Annotated in this window: 2 tRNA genes and 1 rRNA gene; all 3 read right to left on the minus strand. The window is 49.8% G+C overall.

From position 1 onward, the window contains the following. Positions 1-243 precede the first annotated feature (243 nt). Positions 244-316, minus strand: a tRNA-Ala gene (locus tag ACFSUO_RS04075). A 16-nt stretch (positions 317-332) separates the two neighbouring features. Beyond that, positions 333-409: transfer RNA gene (locus tag ACFSUO_RS04080), tRNA-Ile, on the minus strand. 223 nt (positions 410-632) lie between these two features. Then, positions 633-691, minus strand: a 16S ribosomal RNA gene (locus tag ACFSUO_RS04085); the annotation flags it as partial.

A 691-nucleotide genomic window follows, 5' to 3' on the forward strand; every position in this document is an offset into this window, starting at 1 on the left:
AGTCCCGTCCTTCATCGGCTCCCAGTGCCAAGGCATCCACCGTGCGCCCTTGATCACTTAACTAATTGCATTAATCCAGCTTCAGCTCCTAGCGGCTCGCGTCATAAGTATTGAACACTCCAAGCACGAAAAACATGTGCTTTACGGCTCCTTGCTTATGCGTATCGCCGCTATGCAGTCGCTTACGCTTTTCATTTTTGATGTCGTTTGAAATATCTCTTATTTAGTTTTCAAGGTGCAAAATGGAGCCTAGCGGGATCGAACCGCTGACCTCCTGCGTGCAAAGCAGGCGCTCTCCCAGCTGAGCTAAGGCCCCGTTTAGAATTGCTAGATGGTGGGCCTGGGTGGACTCGAACCACCGACCTCACGCTTATCAGGCGTGCGCTCTGACCAACTGAGCTACAGGCCCATCTGTTTTTGAAAGAATTGCTCCCTCAAAACTGAACCAAACAGCCAAGTATGACTTCGTATTAATCTAGCTCCAGCGCCTATCGACTAGCAGGCTTCCTTCTCCTTCCTGCGATAAGTCAACATCGTTTCACCAAGGGCTCAACGTGTTTTCTTTATCTCGTCAGGAGACATCCAGTCTGTACATCGATGACCAGGCGCTTCCGTTTTTTAAATATCCTTAGAAAGGAGGTGATCCAGCCGCACCTTCCGATACGGCTACCTTGTTACGACTTCACCCCAA

The sequence above is a fragment of the Lentibacillus juripiscarius genome (genome assembly GCF_042685205.1).
Taxonomy (GTDB): domain Bacteria; phylum Bacillota; class Bacilli; order Bacillales; family Amphibacillaceae; genus Lentibacillus; species Lentibacillus juripiscarius.